Here is a 10015-nt window from a genome sequence, read left to right as displayed (position 1 = left end):
AACTTAAGTATTTGACCCTTATTAAGGTCCAAAAGCAACAAAGTTTACGAAAAGAGCCTTTTCAAAAAATATTTCTAATTTTTAATAAAGGGGGAAGCATTTATGCATTCGATAGAGCAAATTGGTAAGCGGTTTTGGTACATCACTCCAGTATCTGAAACGGATCGGCCCATTCTTGGGATGGTGGTTGGCAAACACAAGACATTAATGATTGATGCAGGCAACTCGGAAAATCATGCCCACTATTTTCTGGAAGAACTTTCAAAAAGGCAAGTCCCAACTCCTGATATAGTCGTCCTAACTCATTGGCATTGGGATCATATCTTTGGCTTAGCGGCACTAACGAATACCGTATCGATTTCTTCTAAAGAAACAAAAAAGCAAATGGAGAAATTAATTCAATTATCTTGGTCAGACGAAGCACTAGATGCAAGAGTGAAAGAAGGAACGGAGATAGAATTTTGCGCAAATGCGATAAAGCAGGAATTTACTAACCACCGAAATATCACCGTCGTTTTACCCGATTTAGTCATTGAAAATAAAGTGGAAATAGACCTTGGCGGAGTAACCTGTATCGTTGAACACGTTGGCGGGGACCATGCCTCAGACTCTGTAATCGTGTATATCAAGGAAGAAAAGATTCTATTTTTAGGGGACTGTATTTATCCTGATATTTTTTCTGAAAAAGAAAACTATACCATCAATCGTACAATGCAACTTTTGGATAGATTAGAAACATTTGATGCAGATACATACATCCTTTCCCATTGGAAGCCGATTGCAAAAGAGGAATTTAATCAAGAAGTGACCATGCTTCGAACTATTGCAAAATATACCAATATTTTTAGCGGGGATCAGAGGAAAATAATCCTAGAATATCAGAAGTTTGTAAAGAGGGAGCTTACTGAAGACGAAATGGTAACAATTATCGACTTTGTGAATGGTTATTAAAATTTAGGCTGTGTTAAAGGACATTGTTGATTTTTTAACTCTGTTGATTGGAGCGAAGCGCCTGGAGCGGAAATCAACAGACAAGTTTAACACAGCCAAAATTTAAGAGAAACAGATCTTCTTATTTCAAGAAAAAAGTGCAAAAGAATGTGAGCAGGCTAATATTGCCTGCTCATTTAAAGTTATTATGCTAAATATGATTAATCATATTAAAAATGTCCCATTAATAAATTACTTATATTAGTGATCCCTGTGTTTGAAAATTCTGGCTGAAAAATCATGAAGAAGGATAGTGGTGAAATTGAGGAAGGGTAATGAAGATAAACAAAATCTTAATGTCATTTATATCGTGCTGGATGATGTGGGTTATTCTTCTTTAGGTTGCTATGGCTCGGAAATTGAAACGCCCAAAATTGACTCATTAGCTAAAAATGGTCTGCGCTACAATAACTTCACGGTTACCCCCTTGTGTTCTCCAACTCGTGCTTGTCTACTTACAGGCCGTAACTGCCACTCGGTTGGGGTTGGGACCGTTACAGAAATAGATTGGGGTCCTTCATACCCTAATAAACGAGGAAGAATTTCAGAGACAGCAGCAACTTTGGCTGAGGTATTAAAGATGAACGGGGTGGCTACCTATATGGTGGGAAAATGGCACCTCGTTCCAGGTCACGAAGCAGTTTCAAGCGGACCTTTTGAAAATTGGCCGCTTGCAAAAGGATTTGACCGCTATTACGGTTTTTTATTAGGTATGACAGATCAGTTTGCACCAGATTTAATTTACGATAATCATCGTGTTCCTAAACCGAATAAAGCAAATTACCATGTATCAGAGGACCTGGTTGATAAGTCGCTCGAGTTCTTGACAGATCATATCTCTGTAACTCCGGACAGGCCATTCTTTCTAAATTTGGCATTTGGAGCCACGCACGAGCCCCATCAAGTTCCAATGGAATACATTGAAAAATATGAAGGGGTATATAATAAAGGCTGGGATCAAATCAGGCAAGAGCGGTTCAAGCGGCAAAAAGAAATGGGGGTCATCCCACACTATACAGAACTAGTCGAACACAATCCAGGGATTAAGGCATGGGACGAACTGACAATGAAGGAAAAAACATTGTTTATCCAATTTCAACAGACTTATGCCGGATTTCTTACCCATACTGACCAACAAATTGGAAGACTGCTGGAATTCTTAAAGTCTAAAAACATCCTTGATCGGACTGTGATTGTTTTACTTTCTGATAACGGAGGCAGTCAGGAAGGAGACTGGAACGGCTCTATTCATGATACCGCCTATTTTAATGGCATCACGGAAAAAGTGAATGAGATGTTTAATCATATAGATGAAATCGGAGGGCAGCTTGCAAGCTCCAATTATCCTAAAGGTTGGGCGCAAGTGGCAAATACACCTTTTAAATTCTATAAGCAAGATACGTTCTATGGCGGTACACATGTCCCTCTCATTATCCATTGTCCACCAATTATTCCAGACTGCGGATCGATTCGTTCCCAATTCTATCATGCAATTGACATTACTCCTACAATCCTGGATCTTCTAAACATTGAGGAACCAAAGATAGTTGAGGGAGTGCCTCAGATGCCTTTGCATGGTATAAGCATGCGGCATACATTTACACAACCCGATGCCCCATCCAAAAGAAAAACACAGTATTTCGAAATGCTAGGACATCGGGCCATTTGGCTTGATGGATGGGTTGCAGTCACCTATCACCAAATGGGGGTCCCATTTAATCAAGATCAATGGGAGTTATACCATGTAAATGAGGATTTTTCCCAAAAGTTTAATTTAGCCGAAAAGTATCCTGAAAAATTAAAAGAGCTTCAAATGATATGGTGGGGGGAAGCAAAGAAATACGGTGTTCTTCCACTAGATGACGATTTAATCAAAAAGGGATATGATGGTCTGCAGGAGGGAAGAACAACTTTCATCTTCTACCCGGGAATGTCTCATTTGCCATCAACTGCTGCCCCAAAAATCAACCTTTCTTCCTACTTGATTACTGTTCCAATCTTTCGGTCAGACCATACAGCAGAAGGTGTATTAATTGCCCACGGTAATCATTCAAGCGGATATACCTTATATATTAAAGATAATTTCGTATTCTACGAATATAACTTTATTGGCACTTTCTATAAAATTCAATCTTCACTGGAAGTACCAATTGGATCTTCCACTATTCAATTTGAATTTAATCGGAAAGGGTTCATTCAAGGAACAGGAAAGCTATACATTAATGGTCAAGAAGTTGGAACTGTGTATATGCCTCGGACATTACCATTTGTGCTTTCTGTTGAGGGATTGGATATAGGACTTGATCGTTTATCACCAGTCAGCTTAAATTACCCTGAAGTTGAATTTCCGTTTAGCGGGAAAATCGAAAAAGCGGTTATTGAAATTTATGGAGATTCGTTCTTTAAAAAGAAAACAAGAGATATAATAACGGTTACGATTAATGGAAAGACGAGTCACTATTAGAGAAAGGAGGTCATCAGTTGGGGAAGGAAAATCATTTTCATCTTCTTGTTAAGCCTACGGGGCCAATCTGTAATCTTGATTGCAAATATTGCTATTACACTGAGAAAGAAGGCTATTACCCTAAAAATCATTCTTTCCACATGTCGGACGATGTTTTAGAGTCCTATATTAGACAATATATCGCTTCCCAGGATACAGAGGAAATTATCTTTGCCTGGCAAGGCGGGGAGCCAACCCTAATGGGTGAGGAATTCTTTTCAAAAGCCATTTTTCTGCAAAAAAAATACGCAAATGGGAAACAGATCAAAAACACGATTCAAACCAATGGAACCCTCTTAAATGACAATTGGTGTAAATTGCTCTCAGACAATCATTTCTTAGTAGGATTAAGCTTAGATGGCCCTGAACCGATCCATAACCAGTCTAGAGTTGACCGTGGGGGGAAACCCACATTTGATCAAGTCATGAAAGGACTTTCACTTTTAAAAAAACATCAAGTTGAATTTAACGTACTTACGTGTGTAACGAAAGATTCCGCCTATAAGCCTCTTGAAATCTATCACTTTTTTAAACAGCAGGGTATTCAATTTATGCAATTTATTCCAATTGTTGAACAGGAAAAGAAAGAAAAGGCGGCAACATGTTCATCCCAAATGGAAGATTCCGAAAAAGCCGTTACTCATTGGACAGTCGAACCCGATATGTATGGGGAGTTCCTTATTCAAATATTTAATGAGTGGGTTCGAGAGGACATAGGCTCTGTTTTTGTCATGAACTTTGAATGGGCATTAGCCGCTTGGGCGGGAATTCCTTCACCTGTTTGTATTTTTGCAGAAGAGTGCGGCAGGGCAGCAGCGATGGAACATAATGGGGATCTGTTTTCTTGTGATCATTTCGTTTATCCTGAATACCGCTTAGGCAATATCCAAGATGGCTTAATGAAGATTGTCAATCAACCATCCCAGGCAGCTTTTGGTAAGAAAAAGAAGGATACCCTTCCCAACGTGTGCCTAAATTGTGAATTTCAGTTTGCCTGCCATGGTGAATGTCCCAAAAATAGATTTGCTGTTACAGACGAAAATGAACCAGGTTTAAATTACTTATGTACCTCTTATAAAAAATATTTTAAGCATATTGATCCGTATATGATAGTCATCAAGCAACTCTTGCAGGCTGGATTACCCGCTGCATTAGTGAAAGAAATCTGTTTGAAATCCTAAGACCTTTTATATTCTTAGAGAACATTGAAAAATTTACCGATTTGAAGATACAACGATCGTAAACCCTTTCTTTAAAAAAGAAAGGGTTTACACATTTATAAAGTATGAGTATAATTGAGATGCTTGTTAGACGTCATACCACATAGCTAGATTAAATCCAAGAATTGTTTTAACCAATTCTTGAGAACAGTGGTGAGAGGCGATTGATAGTTTAAAAGAACATCGTCCAAAGGATTATACAGATGAGAGCCAAATTTTAAAATCAAGGCAATTTTAATAAAATATACTAGTTTATTATTTTTTTATCTATAAAGGTCAGACGTCTGATTTATTTTAAGGAATTTTCCAAATATTATATACCCATCAGGAGGAATTTATGAAATACCTATTAGGAATCTTCGGAATCATCGTCGTATTAGGATTAGCTTTTCTAGCTAGTAATAACCGTAAGCAAATTAAATATAAACCTTTAATTCTTATGGTGATCATACAGCTGGTTTTCGCAACATTATTGTTAAATACAAAATTTGGATTCATTATGATTCAAGGAATAGCAAAAATATTTAGTAAACTACTGGAATATGCAAATTCAGGGGTAGAGTTTGTGTTCGGTGGTATCGCAAATAAGGGATCAGCACCATTTTTTCTATCCGTCTTACTGCCAATTGTTTTTATTTCAGTATTAATAGGAATTCTTCAACATTTTAAAATTCTTCCATTCCTGATGAAGTGGATTGGTTTCCTACTTAGTAAAATTAATAGGATGGGGAAATTGGAGTCTTATAATGCAATCGCTTCAGCAATGGTGGGCCAATCTGAGGTATTCATAACGGTTAAAAAGCAACTGGGCAAATTACCTCCGAATCGTCTTTACACGCTATGTGCTTCAGCAATGTCAACCGTGTCAATGTCTATTGTTGGTGCGTATATGACGATGATCGAGCCGAAATACGTTGTTACTGCAATCGTTTTGAATTTATTCGGGGGATTCATTATTACTTCCATCATTAATCCGTATACAGTGAAGGAAGAAGAAGATCTTTTAGTGATTCAAGAAGAGAAACAATCCTTTTTTGAAATGTTGGGCGAATATATTTTAGACGGATTTAAAGTGGCCATTATCGTAGGTGCCATGCTCATTGGGTTTGTTGCATTAATGGCAGCCATCGATAATGTTTTTGAAATGATCTTCGGGCTATCATTCCAGCACTTGCTTGGCTACGTGTTTGCGCCATTTGCATTTATTATGGGCATCCCGGCTTCGGAAGTGGTTTCAGCAGGAGGAATAATGGCAACGAAGTTAGTAACGAACGAATTTGTCGCGATGATGAATCTCTCGCATATGGCATCTCATTTCAGTGGACGAACTTTGGGAATTATATCTGTATTCCTCGTTTCTTTTGCGAACTTTTCTTCTATCGGTATTATTGCAGGAGCAGTAAAGGGGCTAAACGAAAAACAAGGCAATGTCGTAGCTAAATTTGGTTTGCGATTATTATATGGAGCAACACTTGTAAGTATGTTATCAGCGATTATTGTAAGTCTTATTCTATAAAAAAAGAGGAAAAAATATAATGGATACGATTGGATTGCTTTTATCTGGTTCAGCATTATTTTTAAATGGCCTTATGCTTTTAGGAAAAGCGGATGAAAAAAATGTGGGAGTCTTTAATTTGTTCGTTGGAGCATTCCAGGTCATTGCCCCTTTTTATTTAATTATTGTTTCAGGACAAGATCACTGGATTTTGTATGAAAAAGCGGCCACTTTCTTGTTTGGCTTTACGTATTTGTACGTTGGAATAACGCTGCTAAAAGGAATGAATGGGAGCGGGCTGGGATACTACTCCCTTTGGGTGTCAATGATCGCTCTTGTTTATGTAATTGAATCCATCATGCATTACCATGATCTTGTTAATGCATTTACATGGCTAATGTGGTCATTATTATGGTTTTTGTTTTTTGTAATCAACACGAAAAAAATAAATATAGATAAATTTGTTGGAAAAGTGGCCATCGTTCAATCATGGACAACCTTAACTTTACCTTCTTTATTTTCTCTTATTGGTATTTGGGGGAGTAACATGATGAAAACTTTCTGGATGATTTTGTTGGGATTTTCATTCTTATATTTTGGCTATTTGGCATACAAACAGTTTTATTACAAAAAAAGATTGGCTTTAAAGGCAAATTAAACCTTTCAAAATAGACCTTTCTAAAGAAAATAAGAGACCGTACCAATAGGTGCGGTCTCAAGAACTCCAAATCACCTCGAACATTGCCTTAATAATCACACTCAATTAGACAATAACTCTTAAAGTATAGTTTTTTGGTTGTCGTTTATTTAAGATTCATCATCCTCACTAAAAATGTCCTTTTTAAATATATTGTATGCGGCAGGAATGAAAAGCGATTTTAACGAATAAATACCTCATTAGATAATAGTAAAATTACCTATGATGAAAAACTCTAAGATAAATATTGGGAAAACACAGGTGACTGTTGCTTCTTAATCTATTCTAATTGAAAGAAGGAAGCTCATATATGAATTTTTCGCAAGATTCAATTATTGATGTAAAAGGGCTTGTAAAGAATTATGGATCATTTAAAGCAGTAAAAGACGTCCATTTTCAAGTACTTAAAGGAGAGATATTTGGGCTCTTAGGTCCCAATGGTGCCGGAAAAACAACAACGCTTGAAATGTTGGTTGGTCTTAGGAAACCTGATGAAGGAACAGCGATCATTGGTTCACACGATATTTTACATGAGATTTCAAAAGTAAAGGAAATGATCGGGGTACAGTTACAATCAACTTCGCTTTTTGAATTGCTGACTGTTGAAGAAATTCTGCAAATGTATGCAAGTTTTTATCCAACACATATTCCAATTTTACCGCTAATTGATGATATGTTGCTTACTGAGAAAAGAAAAAGTCGGATAAAAGGGCTTTCTGGTGGTCAAAAGCAGCGTTTAGCGATTGCTCTCGCGTTGGTCCACGATCCACAGGTTGTTTTCTTGGATGAACCGACAACAGGCCTAGATCCTCAAGCAAGACGAACATTATGGGATATTGTGCTTCAATTGAAAAATAAAGGAAAAACAATTGTGTTAACTACACATTATATGGATGAAGCACATATTTTATGCGATCGAATTGCAATAATGGATCAAGGGGAACTGATTGCTTTAGATACACCATCCCAATTAGTGAAAAGCCTTCAATCGGATAGTGCCTTGGAGTTTAGAGTTTTACAGGAAGATAAAATCATTGATTTCTCTAGAATTGAAGGTGTAAAGAAAGTTGGAAATCATTCCGATGCTCATGTGCTCTATTCGGACAATTTACAGAAAACATTGACCAGCTTAATCCATTTTGCCGCTGAAAAAAACCTGCAACTGGTCGATTTACAAACAAGGACTGCAACACTTGAGGATGTATTTATTCACATGACGGGAAGGAGTTTAAGAGAAGCATGAAGGCTTACTGGCAATTAACACTTGCACAACTGCGCATTTTTCTCAGAAATCGCCAAGTTCTGATGTGGACTTTGATCTTTCCAATACTGCTCATGTCTATGCTGGGTTTATTTTTAGGCAAAGGAAATGGAGTTTCCCTAACAATCGGATTGATTGATAAGGATCACACATCGTTTTCAAGTGAGTTTGTAAAAGCTCTTCATAAAAATAATGCCATTCATCTAGAGATACGAAAAGATGAAAAGTCAGCTCGAGCTAGTCTTAAAAAAGATGATTTGCAACTTGTCGTAATTATTCCTAAGGGATATGAATCTAGTTTGAAAAATAGTGGATCACAAGTAAAGCCATTTACCATTCCTGTTTATTATAATGATACGAATTTTGCTGTTTCACAAGTAGGATTAGTGCTTGTTAATGGAATAGTAGATGAGATTAGTAAACAAAGGGTTTCCTATGAGCCTGTCGTTGTAATGAAATCTCAAGGTATCAAAGCACTTCATTTAAAATATATTGATTTCTTGGTACCAGGAATTGTGGCGATGATGATAATGAGTAACAACATGAATGGGGTAGCCGGTCAGATTGCTGCTTGGAGAGAACGCGGGATATTAAGGAGGATGCAGGGGACTACACTCAAAGCATCGACTTTCATTGCAGCACAAATTACTGCGCGCTTGCTAATGAATGGATTGCAAGCCCTAGTTGTTTTACTCGTTGCCCATCTCCTATTTGGTGTTGAAGTTCACGGTTCTTGGTTCACCTTAATATGTTTTATCATTCTTGGTACTCTTGCATTTATGGCAATTGGGTTTATCATTGCGGGAATAGCCAAAACACCTGAAAGTGCTGCACCGATTGCAGGCGTTCTATCATTTCCCATGTTATTTTTAGGGGGAGTATTCTTCCCAATAAAAAATATGCCAGAGTTTCTTCAGCCTATCGTAAAGCTGCTGCCGATTTCACATTTAAGCACGGCATTGCGTGAGATTATGAATGTAGGTGCAGCCTGGAGCAGCTTAGGGGTGGAAACAGCCATTTTAGGCGGTTGGTTAATAGTAGCATTTGTGATTGCTAGTTATACATTTAAATGGGAATAAAAAATATAAAGGGAGGAATAACAAATGAATCAAAATTACAATAATCACCAAAGATTGGATCCACTTTTTCATTATATCTTGTCATTATTATTATTACTTACACTAGTTGGAGCTATATGGTTTATCATTAGAAACGGTGTCAACCTAGCAGCTATTCTTTATTTAGCCATCGTGGTGATCTTAGTCATCATGTTCCTTTTAATTCGACAATATCCGTTAAAGGCGCAGGATCGAGCGATAAGAGCAGAAGAAAATCTCCGGCATTTTGTTTTGACTGGAAAATTACTTGATGAAAGGCTAACTGTCAGGCAAATTACTGCACTTCGTTTTGCTAGTGATACAGAGCTTCCAGAATTAAGTGCGAAGGCAGCTTCACAAAATTTAAGCCCGGATGATATAAAGAAACAGATTATGAATTGGAAAGCAGATTATTATAGAGTCTAGGAATAGGGAAAATTTTACTCTGCAATTTGAATAGAGCATTTGTAAAGGCTCTTTTCGTAAACTTTGTTGCTCTTGGACCCTAATAAGGGTCAAATATTTAAGTTTCTAGGCAATTTTCGCAAATGTTCTTACGAAAAGATGCCACGAAGCATTTAGTTATACGGGTTGATGAACTTATACGAAAAACAACAATCTATGCGAAAATAGCCTTTATAAATAATGCAAGGAGGTATTACATTGCTCACCGGAGATGCTTCGTACATCAAGAAGATGAATCGAGCTTTAATTTTAAGCAAGATCATCGAGCTTCATTTAATATCCAGAGC

Annotated in this window: 9 protein-coding genes; all 9 read left to right on the top strand. The window is 37.2% G+C overall.

Features of this window, described 5'->3' with window-relative positions; all coding sequences use genetic code 11:
- Positions 1-102: 102 nt before the first annotated feature.
- A complete protein-coding gene (locus BIV60_RS06715; protein WP_071354961.1) occupies positions 103-951 on the top strand; it encodes an MBL fold metallo-hydrolase in 849 nt (282 codons plus the stop codon).
- A 295-nt stretch (positions 952-1246) separates the two neighbouring features.
- A complete protein-coding gene (locus BIV60_RS06710; protein ID WP_256218311.1) occupies positions 1247-3454 on the top strand; it encodes an arylsulfatase in 2208 nt (735 codons plus the stop codon).
- Positions 3455-3471: 17 nt separating this feature from the next.
- Complete coding sequence (locus BIV60_RS06705) at positions 3472-4674, top strand: anaerobic sulfatase maturase (protein WP_071354960.1); 1203 nt, start codon at positions 3472-3474, stop codon at positions 4672-4674.
- A gap of 376 nt (positions 4675-5050) precedes the next feature.
- Positions 5051-6229, top strand: a complete 1179-nt coding sequence (locus BIV60_RS06700) for a NupC/NupG family nucleoside CNT transporter (RefSeq protein ID WP_071354959.1) — start codon at positions 5051-5053, stop codon at positions 6227-6229.
- A gap of 19 nt (positions 6230-6248) precedes the next feature.
- Entirely contained in the window at positions 6249-6866 is a 618-nt protein-coding gene (locus BIV60_RS06695; RefSeq protein ID WP_071354958.1) for an AmiS/UreI family transporter, read from the top strand.
- 349 nt (positions 6867-7215) lie between these two features.
- The gene (locus BIV60_RS06690; RefSeq protein ID WP_071354957.1) at positions 7216-8148 is read left to right on the top strand and encodes an ABC transporter ATP-binding protein; all 933 of its coding nucleotides are present in this window, start codon (positions 7216-7218) and stop codon (positions 8146-8148) included.
- On the top strand, positions 8145-9245 hold the full coding sequence (locus BIV60_RS06685; protein WP_071354956.1) for an ABC transporter permease: 1101 nt from the start codon (positions 8145-8147) through the stop codon (positions 9243-9245). Before BIV60_RS06690 ends, BIV60_RS06685 begins: the two co-directional genes overlap by 4 nt.
- Positions 9246-9269: 24 nt before the next feature.
- Positions 9270-9689: a DUF6526 family protein gene (locus BIV60_RS06680; protein ID WP_071354955.1), complete on the top strand. Its 420-nt coding sequence runs from the start codon at positions 9270-9272 to the stop codon at positions 9687-9689.
- 122 nt (positions 9690-9811) lie between these two features.
- Positions 9812-10015, top strand: a 204-nt coding sequence (locus BIV60_RS30030; protein ID WP_218145922.1) for a hypothetical protein, incomplete at its 3' end; no start/stop codon positions are given.

Origin of the sequence: Bacillus sp. MUM 116 (genome assembly GCF_001866655.1) — a bacterium.
Taxonomy (GTDB): domain Bacteria; phylum Bacillota; class Bacilli; order Bacillales; family Cytobacillaceae; genus Neobacillus.
This window is presented reverse-complemented; position numbering and strand designations above follow the sequence as displayed.